37 protein-coding genes are annotated in these 23,732 nt (G+C 45.8%); 29 read left to right on the top strand and 8 right to left on the bottom strand.

The window, feature by feature from the left end:
* Positions 1–102: 102 nt before the first annotated feature.
* The 6 genes from R7P67_RS21720 to priA form a co-directional block, all read right to left on the bottom strand.
* Positions 103–1,020, bottom strand: coding sequence for a 1,4-dihydroxy-2-naphthoate polyprenyltransferase (locus tag R7P67_RS21720; RefSeq protein WP_005383178.1), 918 nt, complete (start codon positions 1,018–1,020; stop codon positions 103–105).
* Between the two features lie 292 nt (positions 1,021–1,312).
* Positions 1,313–2,644: an HslU--HslV peptidase ATPase subunit gene (hslU, locus tag R7P67_RS21715; protein WP_262652836.1), complete on the bottom strand. Its 1,332-nt coding sequence runs from the start codon at positions 2,642–2,644 to the stop codon at positions 1,313–1,315.
* A 23-nt stretch (positions 2,645–2,667) separates the two neighbouring features.
* Entirely contained in the window at positions 2,668–3,219 is a 552-nt protein-coding gene (gene hslV, locus R7P67_RS21710) for an ATP-dependent protease subunit HslV (protein WP_005383176.1), read from the bottom strand.
* Between the two features lie 115 nt (positions 3,220–3,334).
* Positions 3,335–3,883 carry a cell division protein FtsN gene (gene ftsN, locus R7P67_RS21705; protein WP_017820300.1) on the bottom strand — a complete coding sequence of 183 codons (549 nt, stop codon included), beginning with the start codon at positions 3,881–3,883 and terminating at the stop codon, positions 3,335–3,337.
* Positions 3,884–4,108: 225 nt separating this feature from the next.
* On the bottom strand, positions 4,109–5,137 hold the full coding sequence (cytR, locus tag R7P67_RS21700; protein WP_254901949.1) for a DNA-binding transcriptional regulator CytR: 1,029 nt from the start codon (positions 5,135–5,137) through the stop codon (positions 4,109–4,111).
* 303 nt (positions 5,138–5,440) lie between these two features.
* Positions 5,441–7,645, bottom strand: a complete 2,205-nt coding sequence (gene priA, locus R7P67_RS21695) for a primosomal protein N' (RefSeq protein ID WP_213960898.1) — start codon at positions 7,643–7,645, stop codon at positions 5,441–5,443.
* 296 nt (positions 7,646–7,941) lie between these two features.
* On the opposite strand from priA, the gene rpmE reads away from it, so the two are divergent.
* The 29 genes from rpmE (at position 7,942) to rplQ (ending at position 22,279) form a co-directional block, all read left to right on the top strand.
* The gene (gene rpmE, locus R7P67_RS21690; RefSeq protein WP_005379546.1) at positions 7,942–8,163 is read left to right on the top strand and encodes a 50S ribosomal protein L31; all 222 of its coding nucleotides are present in this window, start codon (positions 7,942–7,944) and stop codon (positions 8,161–8,163) included.
* A 456-nt stretch (positions 8,164–8,619) separates the two neighbouring features.
* On the top strand, positions 8,620–8,931 hold the full coding sequence (rpsJ, locus tag R7P67_RS21685) for a 30S ribosomal protein S10 (protein ID WP_004410492.1): 312 nt from the start codon (positions 8,620–8,622) through the stop codon (positions 8,929–8,931).
* Positions 8,932–8,945: 14 nt separating this feature from the next.
* On the top strand, positions 8,946–9,575 hold the full coding sequence (gene rplC, locus R7P67_RS21680; protein WP_005379555.1) for a 50S ribosomal protein L3: 630 nt from the start codon (positions 8,946–8,948) through the stop codon (positions 9,573–9,575).
* Between the two features lie 17 nt (positions 9,576–9,592).
* A complete protein-coding gene (rplD, locus tag R7P67_RS21675) occupies positions 9,593–10,195 on the top strand; it encodes a 50S ribosomal protein L4 (protein WP_005379556.1) in 603 nt (200 codons plus the stop codon).
* A complete protein-coding gene (gene rplW / locus R7P67_RS21670) occupies positions 10,192–10,494 on the top strand; it encodes a 50S ribosomal protein L23 (RefSeq protein ID WP_004398471.1) in 303 nt (100 codons plus the stop codon). The genes rplD and rplW overlap by 4 nt, the downstream gene beginning before the upstream one ends.
* A 15-nt stretch (positions 10,495–10,509) precedes the next feature.
* The gene (gene rplB / locus R7P67_RS21665; protein WP_005383168.1) at positions 10,510–11,334 is read left to right on the top strand and encodes a 50S ribosomal protein L2; all 825 of its coding nucleotides are present in this window, start codon (positions 10,510–10,512) and stop codon (positions 11,332–11,334) included.
* 21 nt (positions 11,335–11,355) lie between these two features.
* Positions 11,356–11,634 carry a 30S ribosomal protein S19 gene (gene rpsS, locus R7P67_RS21660; RefSeq protein WP_004394525.1) on the top strand — a complete coding sequence of 93 codons (279 nt, stop codon included), beginning with the start codon at positions 11,356–11,358 and terminating at the stop codon, positions 11,632–11,634.
* A 10-nt stretch (positions 11,635–11,644) separates the two neighbouring features.
* Positions 11,645–11,977 carry a 50S ribosomal protein L22 gene (rplV, locus tag R7P67_RS21655; protein ID WP_005383164.1) on the top strand — a complete coding sequence of 111 codons (333 nt, stop codon included), beginning with the start codon at positions 11,645–11,647 and terminating at the stop codon, positions 11,975–11,977.
* 18 nt (positions 11,978–11,995) lie between these two features.
* Positions 11,996–12,694, top strand: a complete 699-nt coding sequence (gene rpsC, locus R7P67_RS21650; RefSeq protein WP_005383161.1) for a 30S ribosomal protein S3 — start codon at positions 11,996–11,998, stop codon at positions 12,692–12,694.
* A gap of 11 nt (positions 12,695–12,705) precedes the next feature.
* Positions 12,706–13,116 carry a 50S ribosomal protein L16 gene (gene rplP / locus R7P67_RS21645; RefSeq protein ID WP_005379577.1) on the top strand — a complete coding sequence of 137 codons (411 nt, stop codon included), beginning with the start codon at positions 12,706–12,708 and terminating at the stop codon, positions 13,114–13,116.
* Complete coding sequence (rpmC, locus tag R7P67_RS21640) at positions 13,116–13,307, top strand: 50S ribosomal protein L29 (RefSeq protein ID WP_005379576.1); 192 nt, start codon at positions 13,116–13,118, stop codon at positions 13,305–13,307. The genes rplP and rpmC overlap by 1 nt, the downstream gene beginning before the upstream one ends.
* Complete coding sequence (rpsQ, locus tag R7P67_RS21635; protein WP_005379575.1) at positions 13,307–13,561, top strand: 30S ribosomal protein S17; 255 nt, start codon at positions 13,307–13,309, stop codon at positions 13,559–13,561. The genes rpmC and rpsQ overlap by 1 nt, the downstream gene beginning before the upstream one ends.
* 162 nt (positions 13,562–13,723) lie before the next feature.
* Positions 13,724–14,095: a 50S ribosomal protein L14 gene (gene rplN, locus R7P67_RS21630; protein ID WP_004410450.1), complete on the top strand. Its 372-nt coding sequence runs from the start codon at positions 13,724–13,726 to the stop codon at positions 14,093–14,095.
* Positions 14,096–14,108: 13 nt separating this feature from the next.
* On the top strand, positions 14,109–14,426 hold the full coding sequence (gene rplX / locus R7P67_RS21625; RefSeq protein ID WP_005379574.1) for a 50S ribosomal protein L24: 318 nt from the start codon (positions 14,109–14,111) through the stop codon (positions 14,424–14,426).
* A gap of 23 nt (positions 14,427–14,449) precedes the next feature.
* Complete coding sequence (gene rplE / locus R7P67_RS21620; RefSeq protein ID WP_005379573.1) at positions 14,450–14,989, top strand: 50S ribosomal protein L5; 540 nt, start codon at positions 14,450–14,452, stop codon at positions 14,987–14,989.
* Between the two features lie 17 nt (positions 14,990–15,006).
* A complete protein-coding gene (gene rpsN / locus R7P67_RS21615) occupies positions 15,007–15,312 on the top strand; it encodes a 30S ribosomal protein S14 (protein ID WP_004410442.1) in 306 nt (101 codons plus the stop codon).
* A 29-nt stretch (positions 15,313–15,341) separates the two neighbouring features.
* Positions 15,342–15,734, top strand: coding sequence for a 30S ribosomal protein S8 (gene rpsH / locus R7P67_RS21610; RefSeq protein WP_005379572.1), 393 nt, complete (start codon positions 15,342–15,344; stop codon positions 15,732–15,734).
* Between the two features lie 13 nt (positions 15,735–15,747).
* Positions 15,748–16,281, top strand: a complete 534-nt coding sequence (gene rplF, locus R7P67_RS21605; protein WP_005379570.1) for a 50S ribosomal protein L6 — start codon at positions 15,748–15,750, stop codon at positions 16,279–16,281.
* A gap of 9 nt (positions 16,282–16,290) precedes the next feature.
* Positions 16,291–16,644, top strand: coding sequence for a 50S ribosomal protein L18 (rplR, locus tag R7P67_RS21600; protein ID WP_005379568.1), 354 nt, complete (start codon positions 16,291–16,293; stop codon positions 16,642–16,644).
* A 14-nt stretch (positions 16,645–16,658) separates the two neighbouring features.
* The gene (gene rpsE / locus R7P67_RS21595) at positions 16,659–17,162 is read left to right on the top strand and encodes a 30S ribosomal protein S5 (RefSeq protein ID WP_004745894.1); all 504 of its coding nucleotides are present in this window, start codon (positions 16,659–16,661) and stop codon (positions 17,160–17,162) included.
* Between the two features lie 7 nt (positions 17,163–17,169).
* Positions 17,170–17,346, top strand: a complete 177-nt coding sequence (gene rpmD, locus R7P67_RS21590; protein ID WP_005379565.1) for a 50S ribosomal protein L30 — start codon at positions 17,170–17,172, stop codon at positions 17,344–17,346.
* A gap of 5 nt (positions 17,347–17,351) precedes the next feature.
* Positions 17,352–17,786 carry a 50S ribosomal protein L15 gene (gene rplO, locus R7P67_RS21585; RefSeq protein WP_005383155.1) on the top strand — a complete coding sequence of 145 codons (435 nt, stop codon included), beginning with the start codon at positions 17,352–17,354 and terminating at the stop codon, positions 17,784–17,786.
* Positions 17,787–17,806: 20 nt separating this feature from the next.
* Positions 17,807–19,141: a preprotein translocase subunit SecY gene (gene secY, locus R7P67_RS21580; protein ID WP_005379562.1), complete on the top strand. Its 1,335-nt coding sequence runs from the start codon at positions 17,807–17,809 to the stop codon at positions 19,139–19,141.
* Positions 19,142–19,179: 38 nt separating this feature from the next.
* Positions 19,180–19,293 (top strand): 50S ribosomal protein L36, encoded by a 114-nt coding sequence (gene rpmJ, locus R7P67_RS21575; RefSeq protein WP_000868186.1) that lies wholly within the window; start codon positions 19,180–19,182, stop codon positions 19,291–19,293.
* Positions 19,294–19,442: 149 nt separating this feature from the next.
* Positions 19,443–19,799, top strand: coding sequence for a 30S ribosomal protein S13 (rpsM, locus tag R7P67_RS21570; protein ID WP_005383154.1), 357 nt, complete (start codon positions 19,443–19,445; stop codon positions 19,797–19,799).
* An 18-nt stretch (positions 19,800–19,817) separates the two neighbouring features.
* On the top strand, positions 19,818–20,207 hold the full coding sequence (rpsK, locus tag R7P67_RS21565) for a 30S ribosomal protein S11 (RefSeq protein ID WP_001118870.1): 390 nt from the start codon (positions 19,818–19,820) through the stop codon (positions 20,205–20,207).
* 27 nt (positions 20,208–20,234) lie between these two features.
* Positions 20,235–20,855 (top strand): 30S ribosomal protein S4, encoded by a 621-nt coding sequence (rpsD, locus tag R7P67_RS21560; RefSeq protein ID WP_005383146.1) that lies wholly within the window; start codon positions 20,235–20,237, stop codon positions 20,853–20,855.
* A gap of 24 nt (positions 20,856–20,879) precedes the next feature.
* Complete coding sequence (locus R7P67_RS21555) at positions 20,880–21,872, top strand: DNA-directed RNA polymerase subunit alpha (protein ID WP_005383143.1); 993 nt, start codon at positions 20,880–20,882, stop codon at positions 21,870–21,872.
* A gap of 26 nt (positions 21,873–21,898) precedes the next feature.
* The gene (gene rplQ / locus R7P67_RS21550; protein ID WP_005383141.1) at positions 21,899–22,279 is read left to right on the top strand and encodes a 50S ribosomal protein L17; all 381 of its coding nucleotides are present in this window, start codon (positions 21,899–21,901) and stop codon (positions 22,277–22,279) included.
* A gap of 135 nt (positions 22,280–22,414) precedes the next feature.
* Here the strand turns inward: rplQ and R7P67_RS21545 are convergent, their stop codons facing one another.
* Both R7P67_RS21545 and R7P67_RS21540 read right to left on the bottom strand, forming a co-directional pair.
* The gene (locus tag R7P67_RS21545; RefSeq protein ID WP_017820297.1) at positions 22,415–22,894 is read right to left on the bottom strand and encodes a DUF2780 domain-containing protein; all 480 of its coding nucleotides are present in this window, start codon (positions 22,892–22,894) and stop codon (positions 22,415–22,417) included.
* A 153-nt stretch (positions 22,895–23,047) separates the two neighbouring features.
* The gene (locus R7P67_RS21540) at positions 23,048–23,668 is read right to left on the bottom strand and encodes an FKBP-type peptidyl-prolyl cis-trans isomerase (protein ID WP_005383137.1); all 621 of its coding nucleotides are present in this window, start codon (positions 23,666–23,668) and stop codon (positions 23,048–23,050) included.
* Positions 23,669–23,732 lie beyond the last annotated feature (64 nt).

The following is a 23,732-nucleotide window of genomic DNA, read 5'->3' as shown; positions in this document are numbered from 1 at the left end:
CAGAGTGCTGAGGTATTGTATTCCATAGCGTACCTTTCTAAACAGAAATTGGTTGTCTTTGAGTATATCTAGGCATTAAGTCAATGCAATGACAATCCTTTTTTAACTTACTAGAGTTTGAGCTACCACAATTGTTGCAAACAAAACGTTGGTGACTAGAGAGCATTTCACGATGACTGGCATCATTGGTGCTATTTGAGCAGGCTTTTGTGTATGCCAAACCGCTTTACCATGATCGGCCACGAAATAAATACTAAGTAAGAATGGCAAGCTAATCCAAACGGGTTTGTCTTGAATTAACAAGTAAGCCGCAAAGGCAAGGATAGCTCCGCCAAGTAAAATAAAGTGGTACTGTTTGGCTTTACGTTGACCTAAGCGTACCGCCACCGTACGTTTACCACACTCTCGGTCGTTCTCTATATCACGCATATTGTTGATATTGAGTACTGCAACGGCGAGTAAACCGCAGCCTAAAGCAGGTAAGAATAGCGTGGTGTCTACGTGACCAGTATGCAAGAAGTAGGTACCGGATACGCCGAGTAGACCAAAAAACAAGAACACTGATATATCGCCAAGCCCCACGTAACCGTATGGTTTGCTACCCATGGTATAAGCAATGGCGGCGAGAATGGCCAGAATTCCCAGCCCGATAAATGTGACAATGCTTTCCAGTGAACTTAGTGAATAGAAAACCAACACCAAGCCTGAAATGGCGGTCAGAACGATGTTAAAGATAATCGCTTGTTTCATCTGTTTAGCACTTACCGCGCCAGACTGCATCGCTCGTAATGGGCCGAGGCGTTTGTCGTTATCTGTACCTTGAACGGCATCGCCATAGTCGTTTGCCAGGTTGGACAGAATTTGCAGCAATGTCGCGGTTACGAAAGCCATGATGGCAATCGTCAGTGAGAAATGACCCGCCGAGTAGGCGAGCACGCTACCTGTTAAGATAGAGACCAATGCCAGAGGTAATGTTTTTGGACGAGCGGCTTCAAGCCAGATCTGTAGAGATTGTTTCATGGAAATTTCGTGCTAGTAACCAATGTGCCCAGTATAAGCACAAAGAGGCAGATACGCTATTGACCTAAAACAACTCAACTAGAAGTCAAAGGGCGATTCAGAATCGATCATCCGATTGTGCGGTGATTAAGGTGAGCGAGGAAGAATAGGCGTCTGTTGTTACCAGATTCTTAGTCTCGTTTGAGCTCGCTAGAATGACGAGATCTTTTGATTTAGGTGTTGTCAAAGTCACCGCCATTCTAAACAAAAAGCCCAGAAACAAGGTTCTGGGCTTTGGTGGGATAGATTGCGGTTAAAGAATAAAGCGGCTTAGATCTTCATCTTCAATCGTGTCGCCTAGGCGCGCTTTCACATAAGCGGAATCAATAACGAATTTAGCGCCAGATTGCTCCGCTGCGTCGTAAGAGATTTCATCCATCAAGCGTTCCATTACGGTGTGTAAGCGACGAGCACCGATGTTTTCTGTGCTTTCGTTGACCGTCCATGCCGCTTCCGCGATTTGCGTGATGCCGTCTTCTGTGAATTCGATGTCCACATCTTCCGTTTTCATCAACGCAACGTACTGCTCTGTTAGAGAGGCTTTTGGTTCTGTCAGAATGCGTTTGAAGTCGTTGCTGCTTAGTGCTTCTAGCTCAACACGAATTGGTAGACGACCTTGCAATTCTGGGATCAAGTCAGATGGTTTTGCCACTTGGAATGCACCAGATGCAACAAACAGAATGTGGTCTGTTTTTACCATGCCGTGCTTGGTTGATACCGTGCTGCCTTCAATCAATGGAAGTAGGTCGCGCTGAACACCTTCGCGTGAAACGTCTGGGCCTGAGCTCTCGCCGCGTTTACAGATTTTGTCGATCTCATCGATAAATACGATGCCGTTGTTTTCAACGTTGAAAATCGCTGTTTCTTTTAGCTCTTCTTGGTTTACCAGTTTCGCCGCTTCTTCTTCCGCTAACGCTTTCATTGCGTCTTTGATTTTCAGCTTACGTTTTTTCTTAGTGTCGCCAGCGAGGTTTTGGAACATGCCTTGCAGCTGGTTAGTCATCTCTTCCATACCAGGAGGCGCCATGATCTCTACGCCCATTTGTGGTGCGGCTACGTCGATTTCAATTTCTTTATCGTCTAGTTGGCCTTCACGCAGTTTCTTACGGAAGATCTGGCGAGTGTGAGAAGACTCTTCCGTTTGCTCTGCTTGACCCCAGCTATCACGTGCTGGTGGCAGTAGCGCATCAAGAATGCGTTCTTCCGCTTGCTCTTCTGCGCGGAATTTCACTTTCTCCATCGCTTGTTGATGCGTCATTTTCACAGCGACATCGGTTAGGTCACGGATGATGGTTTCAACTTCTTTACCAACGTAACCCACTTCGGTGAATTTTGTCGCTTCAACTTTGATGAAAGGGGCATTTGCCAGTTTTGCGAGGCGTCGTGCGATTTCAGTCTTACCAACACCAGTAGGGCCAATCATCAAGATGTTTTTTGGCGTCACTTCGGCACGCAAGCTTTCTTCAAGCTGCATGCGGCGCCAGCGGTTACGAAGTGCAATCGCAACCGAACGCTTGGCTTTTTCTTGACCGATAATGTGGCGGTTCAATTCATGAACGATTTCGCGAGGCGTCATTTCAGACATATTCTTTCCTTACTTCGTTACGATTACGCGGTTGGTTTTTCAGGCTCTACTGTTGAGTCTAGCTCTTCTACCGTGTGGTGATGGTTAGTGAAGACACAAATATCACCCGCGATATTGAGAGCTTTTTCCGCGATCTCACGAGCATCTAGATCTGTGTTTTCTAGTAGGGCGGTTGCGGCAGCTTGTGCGTAAGCACCACCAGAGCCAATCGCAATCAGGTCGTGTTCTGGCTGTACGACATCACCATTACCGGTAATGATTAACGATGCGGTTTCGTCGGCAACGGCAAGTAAGGCTTCGAGCTTGCGCAAAGCACGATCGCTACGCCAGTCTTTGGCTAGCTCAACTGCCGCTTTGGTTAGGTGACCTTGGTGCATTTGCAGTTTGCTTTCGAAGCGCTCAAAAAGGGTGAAGGCATCCGCAGTACCGCCGGCAAAGCCCGCTAGTACTTGGTTGTTGTATAGGCGGCGAACTTTGCGCGCATTACCTTTCATTACGGTATTGCCTAGAGATACTTGGCCATCACCCGCGATGACGACTTTATTATTTCGACGTACAGATACAATGGTAGTCACAGTCGACCTCTTGATTATTTCTCTTTGGATTTAATTCAGTATATGGGGGAGGAGAAATGGGGATTCAAGGGGGCAAAAAGAAAGGCCCTAGGATCTTAGCTCCTAGGGCCTGAGTTTAAAGATTTTCTTTCCAAATCGCACACGGCTCGATTTTCGCGCGTTGCAGTTTATGACGGTCACGTTCTGCATCACGTTTGAACTTATACGGACCTAGCACCACGCGATACCATGAACTGCCTTCTTTCTTACGAATCTTGCTCGACATCCCTTGGAACGCGATTGCAAGCTTGCGCTCTTCGGCTTGTGCCTGAGTTTTGTACGCGCCACACTGCATGATGTAAGGAATTTTAGAAACTTCAATTTCTTTGGCCACAACTTCAACTTCACGTTTCGGTAGTGACTCAACATATTCCCATTTTTCTTCTGGTGGTGGCGGCAAGTCTTTTTTCGGCTTTGGTTTGCTTACAGTGGTTGTTGGCTGCTTCACGACTGGTTGTTTAGGTTCTGGGTCGCTACTCAAAAGGTAAAGACCATAGCCAAAACCGCCCACGAGCAAGATAGCGAGCAGGCCACTGCGCCAAGGTTTTTTTCTTCTCGGCGGCTGTTTTTTTGTCGACTTTTTTGGGGCGCCTCGCCCCCGTCTTACATAATCTCTATTTGCCACGGTTATTTCTGGTCATCAAGGATTCTTGCAAATATGTTAATCCAGAACGAGTTGAGAAAACACCCTATTGATAGAATCTTGATAGCTAAAGCGCGACAACGCCCGAGTGTAAGAGTGTGTTTCCGTTCCCACTTACATTTATTCAGGGATACACAAAAAGCAGGAGGGGTAAATAAAAAAGCGGCGCCTTAGCACCGCTTTGGGGATGAATACCTAATCTTTAGGTTAAGGGCGCTGTGGTGGCGCTGCACTTCCACGAATGACGAGATTAGTTTCAAGCAGACGCGAGCCTGAATGCACGTCGTGGCCTTTTAACATCTCGAGCATCATTAGCATCGCTTGTCGACCAATCTCATAGCGAGGTTGAGAGATGGTGGTCAACGGTGGATCGCAGTACTGAGCGAAGTTAATGTCATCAAAGCCCACAACAGAGAGATCTTGCGGTACTCGTAAGCCAAGCTTTTTCGCTTCTTGAATTGCGCCGATGGCCATTGTGTCACAGTGACAGAAAATAGCCGTTGGTGGTTCTGGCAATTCGAGCAGTTTACGAACGGCTTTTGCTCCGCCATCAAAAGAGAACTCAGTAATGACACTATATTGTGGATCTTTATTGATGCCGGCACGGCGCAGGGCTTGTTGGTAGCCTTGCTGGCGGAACTGACACAATATTGCTGTATCTGGTCCAGAGATTTGAGCAATGCGTTTATGACCTAATTGGGTCAGGTAATTCACCGCTTCAAATGCAGAGGTCAGGTTATCAATATGTACTGTCGGAAGCTCGAGTTCAGGCGCAAATTCACACGCCATTACCATCGGAGGTAAGTTCTTTTGCTCTGGCTTACTGACATCGAATGGTAGATCTGTACCAAGCAGTAGCATTCCATCTGCCTGCTTAGTAAATACGAGGTTAACGAAAGAGCTTTCGCGTTTCTTCTGTTGTCCGCTATCGCCCAGCAGGACTAGATAGCCATGTTCCATGGCTGCATCTTCAATACCGCGAATAATTTCAGAAAAATAAGGATCACAGATGTCGGGAACGATAGTAACAATGGTTTTTGATTCGTTTCTACGTAAGTTACGCGCTAATGAGTTTGGAGAATAACCCGCTTCAAGTACGGCATCTTCTACTCTCTTTCTTGTAGAAGAAGAGACTTTCTCTGGATTCATTAAGGCTCGAGATACCGTAGCCGTAGACACTCCCGCAAGCTGGGCAACATCCTTCATTGTCGCCATAGTTTTTAACCTCTCATTTATTTTTTGCCAAGATGACGTTATTCCGGTTTGAAATCAGAGTAATCAAACCGAGTTAGAGCTGTATTTGCTCTTCGCTCAGTTCGTGTTAACGAGTGGGAAAATGGATTCTTCACCGCGATATCAATTTGTGGGAATAGTCATTGTTTTAATCTAAGCCTGTGCAAACAAGTCACTTTAGACTTTTCTAATTTGGATAGTCTATTCATTTCTAAAGTGAAAGTTACGGTCTGTTTAACAAAAATTGTAATCTTGGTGTGATTCTGGTCACATTAAATGGTAATTCATTACATAGTTAAACGTTTGCTAGCTGAGATCTTGTGGTTCTATGTCTAAATTCCAGCGCACTTTCTTAGCATTTGGCAACAACTCAATAGCAGGTTTGGCACTGGTTAATAACTTTTGCATCAATGAACGATGCTGAGTTTGCAGTAATAGTTGCCAACGGTATTTACCAGCCCGCTTGGCCAAAGGTGAAGGAGTAGGGCCTAACACCATGCAGGAATCATCGAACAGAGGGTGTGACTCTAACGTAAAGCGAACCTGACGCAGGAAGTCTTCAACTACCTCACTTTGGTTCGCCTCTGCTTTAAACAGAGTCAAGAAACTATAAGGCGGAAGCTGAGCCAGTTTGCGTTCTTCCAGAGCAGTCATAGCAAAGTGGCGATAGTCTTTTTGAAGTAGGGCCTGCAGCAAGCTGTGCTCAGGATGGTGGGTTTGTAGGATAACCTCGCCAGGTTTACTTGCGCGGCCGGCACGACCTGCGACTTGAATAAACAACTGCGCTAGTCGCTCGGAAGCGCGGAAGTCACTACTATAGAGAGAGCCATCAACATCCAAAAGAGCAACGAGCGTTACATTTGGAAAATGGTGCCCCTTAGCCAGCATTTGGGTGCCAATCAGAATTTGATGTTCACCTTTACGAATCGATTCAAGGGCATCTTCCAAACTACCTTTGCGGCGTGTGCTGTCTCTGTCGATGCGAATGGCGTTGTATTCTGGAAATAACTGAGCCAATTGTTGTTCGAGTTGTTCCGTTCCTACGCCGACGGTAACCAGTTGAGTTGAACCACACCCCTGACACTGATGAATTACCGGTTGTTGTGAGCCGCAGTGATGGCAGCGTATTTCGTTGCTGTAATGGTGGAACGTGTAGTACGCATCACAGCGTTTACATTCTGCAATCCAACCGCATTCATGGCACATCAAAGCGGGCGAAAAGCCTCGGCGGTTAAGAAACAACATTACTTGATTGCCAGCTTTTAAATGTTTGCGCATCTCGGCAATCAGTTGGGCAGATAAGCCACTTTCTAAATACTGACCTTTTACATCTAACACTTTATTGGTGGTTGGCACGGCAGAGCCAGCTCGTTGGGTTAGTGTTAAATGGTGATACTTGCCTGACAAGGCATTGTGCAATGTCTCCAGTGCAGGTGTGGCTGAGCCCAGAACAATCGGAACTTGTTCTTTATGAGCGCGCATTACAGCAACATCGCGTGCATGATAACGCAAGCTATCTTGCTGTTTGTAAGAGGTGTCATGTTCCTCGTCCACAATGATAATCCCGAGATCAGCAAAAGGCGCGAGTAGGGCAGAGCGTGTGCCGATAATGATTCCGGCCGCTTTGTCGCGTGCAGAAAGCCACGCATTCAGACGCTCCGTCTCGTTTAACCCGGAGTGGATGACGTCAACTGGCACATTAAAACGGCGTTTAAAGCGGTTGATGGTTTGGGGCGTTAAGCCAATCTCTGGTACTAAAACCAAGGCTTGTTTCCCTTGCTCTAAAACTGGCTTGATAAGGTTGAGGTACACTTCTGTCTTACCTGATCCCGTGACGCCTTCTAATAAATAGGAGGCAAAACCTGTTTGGCTATTTACACTCGCAATAGCCAGCGCTTGTTCGTGGTTGAGCTTTGGCTTTTCGACGTCGCATTCAACGTGCTGTCCCCACTGGGTGATTGCAGGCTTCTTCTCGATACGTTCAATCCAGCCTTTCTCTTCTAAAGACTTTAGTACTGTTGAGGCTATCTCTTGGTCGACAAATTCCTGGTGAGGCAAAGCGCCGTTAACCAACATTTGCAAGACCTTCTGTTGTTTGACCGCTCGACGATCAAGCCCTTGCATCAGCTTGTCTTTACCGGATTCGGTAATTTGCCACTCTTGTAGCGTCGCAAAATCTGCAGGCTTTCCTTTACGTAGAGCTGCTGGCATCGCATTGTGTAGCGTATCTCCAAGTGGGTATTGGTAGAACTGGCTGCACCAAGTCAGCAACGAATAAAGCTTTTCAGACCATATCGGCTGAGAATCAAGAACTGCTTTGATTGGCTTGAGTTGATCTTTGGGAAAGTCCGAGTGATTAACCATCGCGGTGACGATGCCAACTAAGGTTTGGCGTCCAAAAGGTACGGAAACGCGTCCACCAATGATCGGAAACAGGTGCCCCGGAATGGCGTAATCAAATTGTTTGTCGAGCGGAACGGGTAATGCCACTCTAGCAATGGTTGGACGCATAAATTCTTAGCTATTAAAAAAGAGGGAAAGGAAATGAGAGTCTATTAAAATCGGTATGGAAATTCGAGTAAAGCAATGCGATTCAGCGTGAATCGTGCCTCTATGATTAGTCTGGCTAAAAAAGTGGCGAAAAAGTTGCCAAATGTGTTGATCCGAGCAATGTGATTCTTTACTATATCGCGCCTTGAGATATGGCTTCGGCAATTAGTTGATGCGGTATCCCATTTTATTATTAATTGCGTGTGGTGTGCGGCTTAGATTCGTATAGCGACACGGCCTACTATTGAGGTTATCCCATGAAAGCTGGTATCCACCCAGAATACAAAGCAGTAAAAGCGACTTGTTCTTGCGGCAACTCTTTTGAGTTCAACTCTACTCTAGGTAAAGAGTCTATCCACCTAGACGTATGTGACAAGTGTCACCCATTCTACACTGGTAAGCAACGTATCGTTGATACAGGCGGCCGTGTTGATCGCTTCAACAAGCGTTTCGGTGCACTATCAAGCGGTAAGAAATAATAGCAGCCGCTATTACGATTACAGTTTAGAAAAGGACGCTTCGGCGTCCTTTTTGTTTTAATGGCTACCAAGCGAAGAGGAATGTATGGGGTTTGGAATATTCCCGATTATTTTTCACTCAGCGCTTGCAACCTAAAGTGTGATCTGTATAATGCAGCGCACTGGTTAAGCCAGTTGTGAACCAATGAGCAGTGAGGAACGAGCAAATCTAAGGATTTGCGAGGTAATGTATACTCAGCTTATGTTCGCGGTTAATACAATTAGCTATCTTTTCTTCGGAAAAACTATCCTCAAAGGTGACTTTGGCATATAGGGATAGTTAATCGAAAATTAACTGACAATGCGTCCTAATCTTGGATGCTACGGTTTCACATAAATCAATCGGCATTCTCTCGTCTTGACGAGTTTGAGTGGCGATATTGTTTGTGTAATTTATTAAATTTGGAGCTCTGTCTCATGCAGAACCAACGTATCCGTATCCGCCTAAAAGCTTTCGATTACAAACTAATCGATGCTTCTACAGCGGAAATCGTTGAAACAGCTAAGCGCACTGGCGCACAGGTTCGTGGTCCAATCCCACTGCCAACTCGTAAAGAGCGTTTCACAGTTCTTATCTCTCCACACGTTAACAAGAAAGCACGTGACCAGTACGAAATCCGTACTCACAAGCGTCTAATCGACATCGTTGAGCCAACAGACAAGACTGTTGATGCTCTAATGCGTCTAGACCTTGCTGCGGGCGTTGACGTTCAAATTAGCCTAGGTTAAGGGAGATTAGAAGTATGATTGGTCTAATCGGTCGTAAAGTGGGCATGACCCGCGTATTTACTGAAGAAGGCGTTTCTATCCCAGTAACAGTTGTTGAGGTTGAAGCTAACCGTGTTTCTCAAGTGAAAACTCTTGAAACTGACGGCTACGCAGCAATCCAGGTTACAGCTGGTTCTAAGAAAGCTAACCGTGTAAACAAAGCTGAAGCAGGTCACTTTGCTAAAGCTGGCGTTGAAGCTGGTCGCGGTCTTTGGGAATTCCGTTTAGAAAACGGCGAAGAGTTCGAAGTTGGTTCAGAACTAACTGTTGAACTATTCAACGAAACTAAGAAAGTAGACGTTACTGGTACATCTAAGGGTAAAGGTTTCCAAGGCGCTGTTAAGCGTTGGAACTTCCGTACTCAAGATATGACTCACGGTAACTCATTGTCTCACCGTGCTCCTGGTTCTATCGGTCAATGTCAGACTCCAGGTCGCGTATTTAAAGGCAAGAAAATGGCAGGTCACATGGGTGCTGAGCGTGTAACGACTCAAAACCTAGAGATCGTACGTGTTGACGCTGAGCGCAACCTGCTTCTTATTAAAGGTGCAGTCCCAGGCGCAACTGGCGGCAACGTGATCGTTAAACCAGCTGTTAAAGCATAACGTCTCAGGAGTAAGTAATGGAACTAATGGTTAAAGGTGCCGATGCACTAACTGTTTCCGAAACTACTTTCGGACGTGAGTTTAACGAAGCTCTTGTACACCAAGTAGTTGTTGCGTACGCAGCAGGTGCTCGTCAAGGTACTCGTGCTCAAAAAACACGTTCAGAAGTTTCTGGCGGTGGCGCTAAGCCATGGCGTCAAAAAGGTACTGGCCGTGCGCGTGCTGGTACAATCCGTAGCCCAATCTGGCGTACAGGTGGTGTTACTTTTGCTGCGAAACCACAAGATCACAGCCAAAAAGTAAACAAAAAAATGTACCGTGGTGCTATGAAGAGCATTCTTTCTGAGCTTGTTCGTCAAGAGCGTCTAATCGTTGTTGATAACTTCTCAGTTGAAGCACCAAAGACTAAAGAGCTAGTTGCTAAGCTTAAAGAGCTTGAGCTAACTGACGCTCTAATCGTGACTAGCGAAGTAGATGAGAATCTATTCCTAGCTGCTCGTAACCTATACAAAGTTGACGCACGTGATGTTGCTGGTATCGATCCAGTATCTCTAATCGCGTTTGACAAAGTTGTAATGACTGCAGAAGCAGTTAAGCAAGTAGAGGAAATGCTAGCATGATCACTGAAGAGCGTATCCTAAAAGTTCTACGTGCACCGCACATCTCTGAAAAAGCAACTATGGCAGCTGAGAAAGCGAACACTATCGTTTTCAAAGTAGCTAAAGATGCGACTAAAAAAGAGATCAAAGCAGCTGTAGAAAAGCTATTTGAAGTTGAAGTTAAGTCTGTAAATACTCTTATCACTAAGGGTAAGACCAAACGTCAAGGTCTACGCCAAGGTCGCCGCAGCGACGTTAAGAAAGCGTACGTTACTTTGAAAGAAGGTCAAGATCTTGACTTCGTTGGCGGCGCGGAATAACAGGAGTAGTTAAAAATGGCTATTGTTAAATGTAAGCCGACTTCCCCTGGTCGTCGTCACGTTGTTAAAGTTGTTAACGCTGACCTACACAAGGGCAAGCCATACGCACCTCTTCTAGAGAAAAACTCTAAGAACGGTGGTCGTAACAACAAGGGTCGTATCACAGTACGTCACATCGGCGGTGGTCACAAGCATCACTACCGTGTAGTTGACTTCAAACGTACTAAAGATGGTATTCCAGCGACAGTTGAGCGTCTTGAATACGATCCAAACCGTAGCGCAAACATTGCTCTAGTTCTTTACAAAGACGGTGAGCGTCGCTACATCCTAGCACCTAAAGGTGTTGTAGCTGGTGATGTTATTCAGTCTGGTGTTGATGCACCAATCAAAGCTGGTAACACTCTACCAATGCGTAATATCCCAGTAGGTTCAACAGTACATAACGTTGAACTTAAGCCTGGTAAAGGTGGTCAGCTAGCTCGTTCGGCTGGTGCTTACGCTCAAATCGTTGCTCGCGACGGTGCGTACGTAACTATCCGTCTACGTTCTGGCGAGATGCGCAAAGTTCTTTCTGAAGGCCGTGCAACAATCGGTGAAGTTGGTAACTCTGAGCACATGCTACGTGAACTTGGTAAAGCAGGTGCATCACGTCATCGCGGTATCCGTCCAACGGTTCGTGGTGTTGTAATGAACCCGATTGACCACCCACATGGTGGTGGTGAAGGCCGTACTTCTGGTGGTCGTCACCCAGTATCTCCTTGGGGTATGCCTACTAAAGGCTTCAAGACTCGTAAGAACAAACGCACTGACAAGTACATCGTACGTCGTCGTAACAAGTAATCTATATAAAGAGGAATCGCCATGCCACGTTCTCTCAAGAAAGGTCCTTTTATTGACCTACACTTGCTGAAGAAGGTAGAGAAAGCGGTGGAAAGCGGAGACAAAAAGCCTATTAAGACTTGGTCCCGTCGTTCAATGATCATCCCTACGATGATCGGTTTGACCATCGCTGTCCATAATGGTCGTCAGCACGTACCAGTATTTGTAACTGATGAAATGATCGGTCACAAACTGGGTGAATTCGCACCAACACGTACTTACCGCGGTCACGCTGCGGATAAGAAAGCTAAGAAGCGCTAAGGAGTAGATAATGGAAGCAATTGCTAAACATAACTTTGCTCGCATTTCGCCTCAGAAAGCTCGCTTAGTTGCGGATCTAATCCGTGGTAAATCTGTTGACCAAGCTCTAGAAATCCTAACGTTCAGCAACAAAAAAGCTGCTGCACTAGTTAAGAAAGTTCTAGAGTCTGCTATCGCTAACGCGGAGCACAACGAAGGTGCAGATATTGACGATCTGAATGTCGCAAAAATCTTTGTAGATGAAGGCCCAACCATGAAGCGTATTATGCCTCGTGCTAAAGGTCGTGCGGATCGTATCTTGAAGCGTTCAAGCCACATCACTGTTGTTGTAGCAGATCGCTAGAGACTAGGAGAGTAAGCAATGGGTCAAAAAGTACATCCAAATGGTATTCGTCTAGGCATCGTTAAGCCTTGGAATGCTACATGGTTTGCTAACACCAAAGATTTCGCTGACAACCTAGACGGCGACTTCAAGGTACGTCAGTTCCTTACAAGTGAACTGAAAAAAGCGTCTCTATCACGTATCGTTATCGAGCGTCCTGCTAAGAGCATCCGTGTGACTATTCACACTGCTCGTCCAGGCGTTGTTATCGGTAAGAAAGGTGAAGACGTTGAGAAGCTACGCGCAGCTGTAGCTAAAATTGCAGGTGTACCAGCGCAAATTAACATCGCTGAAGTACGTAAGCCTGAACTAGATGCGCAACTTGTTGGTGACAGCATCGCGTCTCAGCTAGAGCGTCGTGTTATGTTCCGTCGTGCTATGAAGCGCGCAGTACAAAACGCTATGCGCCTAGGCGCTAAAGGTATCAAAGTGGAAGTAAGCGGTCGTCTAGGCGGCGCTGAAATCGCACGTTCAGAGTGGTACCGTGAAGGCCGTGTGCCTCTACACACTCTACGTGCTGACATTGATTACGCAACTTCTTCGGCTCACACTCAATACGGTGTGATCGGCATTAAAACTTGGATCTTCAAAGGTGAAATCCTAGGTGGTATGCCAGCAGCTAACGCTGTAGAGCCTAAAGGCGACAAGCCTAAGAAGCAGCGTAAAGGCCGTAAGTAAGGAGTCGACAGATGCTACAACCTAAACGTACTAAGTTCCGTAAGGTTCAGACTGGTCGTAACCGTGGTCTAGCTAAAGGTACTGATGTAAGCTTCGGCGAATTCGGTCTTAAAGCTGTTGGCCGTGGTCGTCTAACTGCTCGTCAAATCGAAGCGGCACGTCGTGCAATGACACGTCACGTTAAGCGTCAAGGTAAAATCTGGATCCGTGTGTTCCCAGACAAACCAATCACAGAAAAACCACTTGAAGTTCGTCAAGGTAAGGGTAAAGGTAACGTTGAGTACTGGGTAGCCCAAATCCAACCTGGTAAGGTTATGTACGAAATGGGTGGTGTACCTGAAGAATTGGCACGTGAAGCGTTCCGTCTTGCGGCACGTAAACTGCCTTTCAAAACTACATTTGTAACTAAGCAGGTGATGTGATGAAAGCACAAGATCTACGCGAGAAAAGCGTTGAAGAGCTTAACGCTGAGCTAATGAATTTGCTACGCGAACAGTTCAACTTGCGCATGCAAGCTGCGACTGGTCAACTACAGCAAACTCATACTCTGAAAGCTGTACGCCGTGATATCGCACGTGTGAAAACTGTTTTGACTGAGAAGGCAGGCGCATAATGAGCGAAGTAAAACGTACTCAACAAGGTCGTGTTGTTAGCGACAAGATGGACAAGTCTATCACTGTTGCTATCGAACGTTTCGTAAAACACCCAATCTACGGTAAATACGTAAAACGTACGACTAAAGTACACGCACATGACGAGAACAACGAGTGTGGCCTAGGCGACACAGTTGAAATCGCAGAGTGTCGTCCACTGTCTAAGACTAAGTCTTGGACTTTGGTAAAAGTTCTAGAAAAGGCGAAGATTTAATCTCGTTAATTCTATGAAACTAAAGCGGCTCCAAAATATTTTTGGAGCCGTTTATTTTTTGACTACCCAATCACAAAAAAGGGTGGTACAATTCGCGTCCCTTTTAAAGAGGCAGCCCGACCCGTGATGGGTCTAGTTATTAATATTTAGCGGAGCACTAACATGATCCAAATGCAAAGTATGCTGGACGCAGCTGATAACTCAGGCGCACGCAGCGTAATGTGTATTAAGGTTCTGGGTGGCTCTCACCGCCGTTATGCACATATCGGTGACGTCATCAAAGTTACTGTGAAGGAAGCAATCCCTCGCGGTAAAGTTAAAAAAGGTGATGTTCTGAAGGCGGTGGTAGTGCGCACCCGTAAAGGCGTACGTCGTCCTGACGGTTCTGTCATTCGCTTCGACCGAAATGCTTGCGTATTGCTAAACGACAATACTGAGCAACCAATCGGTACACGTATCTTTGGTCCTGTGACACGCGAACTTCGTGGCGATAAGTTCATGAAGATCGTTTCACTGGCTCCAGAAGTTCTGTAAGGAGCACGTAGAAATGGCAGCTAAAATCCGTCGTAATGACGAAGTAATCGTTCTTGCTGGTAAAGACAAAGGCAAGAAAGGTAAAGTAACTAAGGTTCTAGCAACTGGTAAAGTTATCGTTGAAGGTATCAACCTAGTTAAGAAACATCAGAAACCTGTTCCAGCTATGGGTATCCAAGGCGGTATCGTAGAGCAAGAAGCAGCTATCGACGTTTCTAACGTGGCTATCTTTAACGCAGCTACTGGTAAAGCTGACCGTATCGGTTTCCGTTTTGAAGACGGCAAAAAAGTTCGTTTCTTCAAGTCTAACGGCGAAACCGTTTCTAACTAATAGAAGTAATTTGGAGTTCTACTATGGCGAAACTGCATGATTACTACAAGTCGTCTGTAGTCGCTGAACTGACCAAACAGTTCGGTTACACAAGCGTCATGCAAGTCCCTAGAATCGAGAAAATCACCCTAAACATGGGTGTTGGTGAAGCAATCAACGATAAGAAACTGCTAGAAAATGCAGCGTCTGATATGGCAACGATCTCTGGTCAAAAGCCACTTATCACAAAAGCGCGCAAATCTGTTGCAGGTTTCAAAATCCGTGAAGGCTACCCTATCGGTTGTAAAGTAACCTTGCGTGGCGAACGTATGTGGGATTTTCTTGAGCGTTTAATTAACATCGCTCTTCCACGTGTACGTGACTTCCGTGGTGTTAGCGCTAAGTCTTTTGACGGTCGCGGTAACTACAGCATGGGCGTTCGCGAGCAAATCATCTTCCCGGAAATCGACTTTGATAAAGTTGATCGAGTACGCGGTCTAGACATCACTATTACGACGTCTGCTGGTACTGATGAGGAAGGCCGTGCTCTGCTGGCTGCCTTTAACTTCCCATTCCGTAAGTAAGGTGAAGGGTTACTGTTATGGCTAAAAATTCAATGAAAGCACGTGAAGCAAAACGTGCGAAGCTAGTAGCTAAGTTCGCTGAAAAGCGTGCAGCGCTAAAAGCTATCATCAGCGATGTAAACGCATCTGAAGAAGATCGTTGGAACGCGGTTCTTACACTGCAATCTCTTCCACGTGATTCAAGTGCATCACGTCAGCGCAACCGTTGCAACCAAACTGGTCGTCCACACGGTTACCTACGTAAGTTCGGTCTAAGCCGTATTAAGGTTCGTGAAGCTTGCATGAAAGGCGAGATTCCGGGTCTTCGTAAGGCTAGCTGGTAATTGCCACTTAATCATTTGGAGTAAATCATATGAGCATGCAAGATCCGATTTCGGATATGCTGACCCGCGTTCGTAACGGTCAGGCAGCAAACAAAGTTGCTGTAAAAATGCCTTCTTCAAAGCTTAAAGTTGCAATTGCTGCACTACTAAAAGCTGAAGGTTACATCGTTGACTTCGCTGTTGAAGGCGAAGCAAAACCTGAGCTAGAAGTTACACTTAAGTACTTCCAAGCTAAACCAGTAATCGAGCAACTTAAACGTGTTTCTCGTCCAGGTCTACGTGTTTACAAGAAGAAAGATGAACTTCCTTCTGTAATGGGTGGTCTTGGTATTGCTATCGTTTCTACTTCCAAGGGTCTTATGTCAGACCGCGCTGCACGTAAAGCAGGTCTTGGTGGTGAAATCATCGCTTACGTAGCTTAATAAGGAGTAGACTATGTCTCGTGTTGCAAAAGCACCTGTCGCTATTCCAGCTGGCGTAGAGGTGAAACTAAACGGCCAAGAAATCACTGTAAAAGGTGCGAAAGGCGAACTAACTCGCGTTCTTAACAACGCAGTTGTAATCGCTCAGGAAGAAAATAACCTGACTTTCGGTCCTAAAGAAGGTGTTGCTAACGCATGGGCTCAAGCAGGTACTGCTCGCGCTCTAGTTAACAACATGGTTGTTGGTGTTACTGAAGGCTTTACTAAGAAGCTAACTCTTAAAGGTGTAGGTTACCGTGCTGCTATCAAAGGCAACGCTGTAGGTCTAACACTAGGCTTCTCACACCCAGTTGAGCACGAGTTGCCAGCGGGTATTAAAGCTGAATGTCCAAGCCAAACTGAAATCGTGATCACTGGTGCTGACAAGCAACTAGTTGGTCAAGTTGCGGCTGACATTCGTTCTTACCGTGAGCCTGAGCCATACAAAGGCAAAGGTGTTCGTTACGCAGATGAAAATGTGCGTACTAAAGAAGCTAAGAAGAAGTAAGGTAACACTATGGATAAGAAAGCATCTCGCATCCGTCGTGCTACACGTGCACGTCGTAAGATTGCAGAACTGGGTGCGACTCGCCTAGTTGTACACCGTACTCCTCGTCACGTGTACGCACAGGTTATCGCGGCTAACGGCTCTGAGGTTATCGCAGCAGCTTCTACTGTAGAAAAAGCGATCCGTGAGCAAGTGAAATACACTGGTAACGTTGATGCAGCTAAAGCAGTGGGTAAAGCTATTGCTGAGCGCGCTCTAGAGAAGGGCGTAACTGCAGTTGCATTTGATCGTTCTGGTTTCCAATACCACGGTCGAGTAGCGGCGCTAGCAGAATCTGCTCGCGAAGCTGGTCTGAAATTCTAAGGTAGGGTTGGAAGATGGCTAAAGAACAACAAGTTCAAGCGAATGATTTGCAAGAAAAGCTAATCGCAGTTAACCGTGTTTCTAAAACGGTTAAAGGTGGTCGAATCATGAGCTTCACTGCACTAACAGTAGTTGGTGACGGTAACGGTCGTGTAGGTTTCGGTTACGGCAAAGCTCGTGAAGTACCTGCAGCGATTCAAAAAGCAATGGAAAAAGCGCGTCGTAACATGACTACGATCGCTCTAAACGAAGGCACTCTTCACCACCCAGTGAAAGGTCGCCATTCGGGCTCTAAAGTTTACATGCAGCCTGCTGCAGAAGGTACTGGTGTTATCGCAGGTGGTGCGATGCGTGCAGTACTAGAAGTTGCTGGTGTACACAACGTACTATCTAAAGCGTACGGTTCTACGAACCCTATCAACATCGTTCGTGCAACGATCGATGCACTAGGTAGCATGAAGTCACCAGAAATGGTTGCTGCTAAACGTGGTCTAACTGTTGAATCTATTTCGGAGTAAGAACACCATGGCAACTATTAAAGTAACTCAAACTAAAAGCTCAATTGGTCGTCTGCCAAAGCACAAAGCTACTTTGCGCGGTCTAGGTCTTCGTAAAATCAACCACACAGTAGAACTTGAAGATACTCCGTGTATTCGCGGTATGATCAACAAGGTTTACTACATGGTTAAAGTTGAGGAGTAATCAGAATGCGTTTGAATACTCTAGCACCGGCTGCTGGCGCGAAAACTTCTGCGAAGCGAGTAGGTCGTGGTATCGGTTCAGGCCTAGGTAAAACTGGTGGCCGTGGTCACAAAGGTCAAAAATCACGTTCTGGCGGCAGTGTTCGTCCAGGTTTCGAAGGCGGTCAGATGCCTCTGAAACAACGTCTACCAAAATTCGGTTTCACTTCTCGTAAGAGCCTAGTGTCTGCTGAAGTTCGTCTAGCTGAGCTAGCGAAAGTTTCTGGTGACGTAGTTGATCTAAACAGTCTTAAAGCTGCTAACATCATCACTAAGAACATCGAATTTGTAAAAGTTGTTCTTTCTGGTGAAATCAACAAAGCAGTGACTGTTAAAGGTCTACGTGTGACTAAAGGCGCTAAAGCTGCAATCGAAGCTGCAGGCGGTAAAATCGAGGAATAATCTCGAGGAACGAGGTACAGATGGCTAAGAAACCAGGACAAGATTTTCGTAGTGCTCAGAGCGGCTTAAGTGAACTAAAGTCGCGCTTGTTATTCGTAATTGGTGCACTTTTAGTATTCCGAGCCGGCTCTTTTGTGCCGATTCCTGGTATTGACGCTGCTGTACTTGCCGATTTGTTCGAACAGCAAAAAGGTACCATCGTTGAAATGTTTAACATGTTCTCCGGTGGTGCTCTTGAGCGTGCATCTATATTAGCATTGGGCATCATGCCGTATATTTCGGCATCTATTGTTGTCCAATTGCTAACTGTAGTTCATCCAGCGTTAGCTGAACTCAAAAAAGAGGGTGAAGCAGGCCGTCGTAAGATAAGCCAATACACACGCTACGGCACGCTTGTACTTGCAACCTTCCAAGCTATAGGTATTGCAACTGGCCTACCAAACATGGTCGACAATCTGGTTGTTATCAACCAAACCATGTTTACGCTAATTGCTACCGTAAGTTTAGTAACCGGTACCATGTTCTTGATGTGGTTAGGTGAACAAATTACAGAGCGCGGAATTGGTAACGGTATTTCGATACTGATTTTTGCAGGTATTGTTGCTGGATTGCCTTCTGCAATCGGTCAAACAATCGAGCAAGCGCGTCAAGGTGAATTGCATGTACTTCTTCTGTTGCTAATCGCGGTATTAGCTTTTGCAGTAATTTACTTCGTTGTTTTCATGGAACGTGGTCAACGCCGAATCGTCGTTAACTATGCGAAACGTCAACAAGGTCGTAAAGTGTTTGCTGCGCAAAGCTCGCACTTGCCTCTTAAAATTAACATGGCAGGTGTAATTCCAGCGATTTTTGCATCAAGTATTATCTTGTTCCCAGGAACATTGGCTCAGTGGTTTGGTCAAAACGGTGAGAGCAGCGCGTTCGGTTGGTTAACTGACGTGTCTTTGGCTCTTAGCCCTGGTCAACCGTTGTATGTAATGCTTTATGCAGCAGCAATTATCTTCTTCTGTTTCTTCTACACTGCGTTGGTTTTCAACCCGCGTGAAACAGCAGATAACTTGAAGAAGTCTGGTGCATTCGTACCCGGTATCCGCCCAGGTGAGCAGACAGCGAAATACATTGATAAAGTAATGACACGTTTAACCCTTGCTGGTGCACTGTACATTACCTTTATCTGTCTGATTCCCGAGTTCATGATGGTCGCGTGGAACGTACGTTTCTACTTCGGCGGTACATCGCTACTAATCGTAGTTGTTGTAATTATGGACTTTATGGCACAGGTACAGACTCATCTGATGTCTCAACAGTATGATTCTGTGTTGAAGAAAGCGAATCTGAAAGGCTACGGCCGTTAATCCGGCGGTAGACTCAGTTTCATTTACGGAGTTTAGCAATGAAAGTTCGTGCTTCCGTTAAAAAAATCTGCCGTAACTGTAAAGTAATCAAGCGTAACGGTGTCGTTCGCGTGATTTGCAGTGAGCCAAAGCACAAACAGCGCCAAGGCTAATTAGCAGAAATTTTTACTTGAAAATGAAGGTTGGGTCGAGTATATTCCTCGGCCTACCTTTTGCGTGCAAAAGAAGTAGTATTCCGCAGCGTATCCATAACGGGCTTTGCTGCGGCTAATTCTTTTATAGAAACACTTAGGAGTGAATAATGGCCCGTATAGCAGGCATTAACATTCCTGATCAGAAACATGCAGTAATCGCTCTAACAGCGATCTACGGCATCGGTAAAACTCGCTCTCAAGCTATCCTAGCTGAAGTGGGTATTGCTGAAAATGTTAAGATCAGTGAACTAACTGAAGAGCAGATCGATCAACTGCGTGATGGTGTAGCTAAGTACACTGTAGAAGGTGATCTACGTCGTGAAGTATCTATGAACATCAAGCGTCTTATGGACCTTGGCTGTTACCGTGGTCTTCGTCATCGTCGCAGTCTACCACTACGTGGACAGCGTACTAAAACCAACGCTCGCACCCGTAAGGGTCCGCGTAAGCCGATCAAGAAATAATCGGGAAGGTAGAGTACAATGGCTAAACAACCAACTCGCGCTCGTAAGCGCGTACGCAAGCAAGTTGCAGATGGCGTTGCGCACATCCATGCTTCTTTCAATAACACAATCGTAACCATTACTGACCGTCAAGGTAACGCTCTTGCATGGGCTACTGCAGGTGGTTCTGGTTTCCGTGGTTCTCGTAAGTCTACTCCGTTCGCTGCACAGGTTGCTGCTGAGCGTTGTGCTGAAATGGCTAAAGAATACGGCCTAAAGAACTTGGAAGTTATGGTTAAGGGTCCTGGTCCAGGTCGCGAATCTACTGTTCGTGCACTAAACGCCGCTGGTTTCCGCATCACAAACATCGTTGATGCTACACCAATCCCTCATAACGGTTGTCGTCCACCTAAGAAACGTCGCGTATAACGTTTCTAGGACAATTGGAGAAGAATCATGGCAAGATATTTGGGTCCTAAGCTGAAGCTTAGCCGTCGTGAAGGCACTGACTTATTCCTTAAGTCTGGTGTTCGCGCGATCGATACCAAGTGTAAAATTGATAACGCACCAGGTGTACACGGCGCTCGTCGCGGTCGTCTATCTGAGTATGGCGTTCAGCTTCGTGAGAAGCAAAAAGTACGTCGTATGTACGGCGTTCTAGAAAAACAATTCCGTAACTACTACAAAGAAGCTGCTCGCCTAAAAGGCAACACTGGTGAAAACCTACTTCAGCTTCTTGAAGGTCGTCTTGATAACGTAGTTTACCGCATGGGCTTTGGCGCAACTCGCGCAGAAGCACGTCAGCTAGTTAGCCACAAAGCTATCCTAGTAAACGGTAAAGTTGTAAACGTTCCTTCTTTCAAAGTAGCGGCTAATGACGTTGTTTCTATTCGCGAGAAAGCTAAACAGCAAGCTCGTATCAAAGCAGCTCTAGAAGTTGCTGAACAACGTGAAAAACCAACTTGGATTGAAGTAGATGGTGGCAAGATGGAAGGTACATTCAAGCGTATGCCTGAGCGTTCTGATCTATCAGCTGACATCAACGAACAATTGATCGTCGAGCTTTACTCTAAGTAAGGTTTAAACTAAAGAGAGGACACAATGCAGGGTTCTGTAACAGAATTTCTTAAGCCACGTCTAGTTGACATCGAACAAATCAGCTCGACTCACGCAAAAGTAACTCTTGAGCCATTAGAGCGTGGCTTTGGTCATACTCTGGGTAATGCACTTCGCCGCATCCTTCTATCTTCTATGCCAGGTTGTGCTGTAACAGAAGTAGAAATTGAAGGCGTACTTCATGAGTACAGCACGAAAGAAGGCGTTCAAGAAGATATTCTTGAAATTCTTCTAAACCTTAAAGGTTTGGCTGTGCGCGTTGCCGAAGGCAAAGATGAAGTGTTCATTACTTTGAACAAATCAGGCTCGGGCCCTGTGGTTGCAGGTGACATCACCCATGATGGTGATGTAGAGATCGCTAACCCTGAACACGTAATTTGTCACCTAACGGATGACAACGCTGAGATCGCAATGCGTATCAAAGTTGAACGTGGTCGTGGTTATGTTCCAGCTTCTGCGCGTATCCATAACGAAGAAGACGAGCGTCCTATCGGTCGCCTACTAGTAGATGCTACTTACAGCCCAGTAGACAAAATTGCCTACGCTGTAGAAGCAGCTCGTGTAGAACAGCGTACTGATCTAGACAAGCTTGTTATCGATATGGAAACAAACGGTACTCTAGAACCTGAGGAAGCAATCCGTCGTGCAGCTACAATCCTAGCTGAACAATTGGATGCATTCGTAGATCTTCGTGATGTACGAGTTCCTGAGGAGAAGGAAGAGAAGCCAGAATTCGATCCGATCCTACTGCGTCCTGTAGACGATCTTGAACTAACAGTTCGCTCTGCTAACTGTCTGAAAGCAGAAGCGATTCACTACATCGGTGATCTAGTACAACGTACTGAGGTTGAGCTACTTAAAACGCCTAACCTTGGTAAAAAATCTCTTACTGAGATTAAAGACGTACTTGCGTCACGTGGTCTGTCTCTGGGCATGCGCCTAGAAAACTGGCCACCTGCATCAATCGCTGAAGATTAATCGATACTAGTTAGAAGGATTAGGTCATGCGCCATCGTAAGAGTGGTCGTCAACTCAACCGCAACAGCTCACATCGCAAAGCGATGTTCAGCAACATGGCTAGCTCTCTAGTACGTCATGAAGTTATCAAGACTACTTTGCCAAAAGCAAAAGAGCTACGTCGCGTAGTTGAGCCTTTGATTACACTAGCTAAGACTGACAGTGTTGCTAACCGTCGTCTAGCATTTGCACGTACTCGTGACAACGAAGTAGTTGCAAAACTATTTAACGAACTAGGTCCACGTTTTGCTGCTCGTCAGGGCGGTTACACTCGTATCCTAAAAGCTGGCTTCCGTGCTGGTGATAAAGCTCCAATGGCTTACATTGAGCTTGTAGATCGCCCAGCTGCTGAAGAAGCTGCTGAGTAATCAGTTCGTAAGAACGAGAAAGCCGAGCATTAGCTCGGCTTTTTTGTATCTGTAATTCAGTAAACCTTTATATCCAGCCTGCATTTATTTCAACCCATGCAGACTGGCAATTTAAAAAGTGATTATCACTTGCGCTTATTTACTAGTATTCCACAACCCGCCCAACGAACTTAGAAGCCCTTCGCTAGCGCCTTGCTTGTTCAAGTAATCCAAGATTACTGGAGCAAACTGACTGATCATAGATGGGTCTAAACCTAACGTATCGAATGCACTTTTTACTGCACTGATATTCTCAATATTTCCTAGTAAGCTTTGTGCTCCTTGCAAGTTTGAAAGTCCAGGAATCAAAGACTGTAATTCACTACTATTTTCTTGCGAAAGCTGGCTTTGAGCCAAAGCGAGTAGCGCACCACTGCCTCCGGCTGCTTGCTCAGTGGATACTGGTAATTGGCTAGTTAGCATGTCTGTTAATGGAGATGACTCGGTGTTCAAGCTGCTGCCGACCATGTCCATCAGGCCACTTTCTTTACTTTTTTGAGTGACTGAATCTAAGAATGCGTGCGCACTACCAATGTTGATTGATAGGAGTGCTAGAGTTAGGAGTGTTTTACGCATAGTACCTCCAAAGGTTGAGCGTTTTTTAAAAGTGATTTTATTTTTAAAGGCTATCAGAGTGAAAGGTTCAGAGGTGAGAAAGTCTATTCAGTTTAGACAAAAAAACGGCGCTAGTGCGCCGTTTTATTTAATCATAATTGAAAATGGTTTCAATTAGATAATATCTAATAGTTCTACTTCGAAAACTAAAGCTGCAAATGGAGGGATAGCCGCACCAGCGCCACGCTCACCGTACGCAAGATCTTGTGGTACGTATAGCTTCCACTTAGAGCCAACAGGCATTAGTTGTAGTGCCTCTACCCAACCTTTGATTACACCTGTAACAGGGAATTCAGCAGGTTGACCGCGAGATACAGAGCTATCGAATACAGTACCGTCAGTTAGCTCACCGTGGTAGTGAACGCGAACTGAGCTTTCTGCTGTAGGAACTGCACCAGTACCTTCAGAAATGATTTCGTACTGAAGACCAGAGTCTAGAACGTTAACTTCAGGTCGTAGAGCGTTGTCTTTTAGGAACGCTTCGCCTTCTGCTGCCGCAATTTTTGCTGCTTCTTGGCGAGCTGTTTCTGCACGAGTGTGAAGTTCTTGTAGTGCTTTGTTGATTTCATCAATTTCGATTGATGGCATGTCACCAGTTAGTGCTGTTGCAATACCTGCTGCGATAGCATCAACGCTAAGACCTTCAAGACCAGAGCCTGCAAGTTGCTGACCCATTTGCAGACCAATGCCGTAGCTTGCTTTTTGTTCTGCAGTTTCAAATTTAATTTCAGACATGAATGTCGCTCTTATTAGGAGTGATAAAGGTAACAGGATATCAGTTTCGAGCTTAGGTTTAAAT

The sequence above is a fragment of the Vibrio sp. Vb0937 genome (assembly GCF_033338855.1).
The sequence above is the reverse complement of the archived record's forward strand: the minus strand, read 5'-3'. Positions and strand labels throughout refer to the sequence as shown.